The sequence below is a fragment of the Vogesella mureinivorans genome, from assembly GCF_007644035.1.
GTDB classification, from domain to species: Bacteria; Pseudomonadota; Gammaproteobacteria; order Burkholderiales; family Chromobacteriaceae; genus Vogesella; species Vogesella mureinivorans.
In genome coordinates this window covers 1-277 of the sequence record NZ_VMTV02000188.1, presented here as the reverse complement: position 1 = coordinate 277, position 277 = coordinate 1, and the positions used below count along the sequence as shown (strand labels likewise).

At 64.6% G+C, this 277-nt stretch carries 1 protein-coding gene; it reads left to right on the top strand.

Annotation, left to right across the window (positions count from 1 at the left end):
* The coding region (locus FLQ44_RS07735; RefSeq protein ID WP_147693934.1) for a S1 RNA-binding domain-containing protein at positions 1-277 on the top strand (277 nt) is incomplete at both ends.

Here is a 277-nt window from a genome sequence, read left to right as displayed (position 1 = left end):
CATCCCGGATGACGGCACCCTCGTCATCGCCTCGGTCAATGCCGGCCAAGCGCCGGCCGCCAAGGGCCGCATCGAGGAGATCACGTCCGACGTCGAGCCGGGCCGGATCTACGAGGGCAAGGTCGCCAAGCTGATGGACTTCGGTGCGTTCGTCACCATCGCCCCGGGCAAGGACGGTCTGGTGCATGTCTCGCAGATCTCCTCCGAGCGCGTCGAGAAGGTGTCCGACAAGCTGAAGGAAGGCGACATCGTCAAGGTCAAGGTGCTGGAAGTCGAC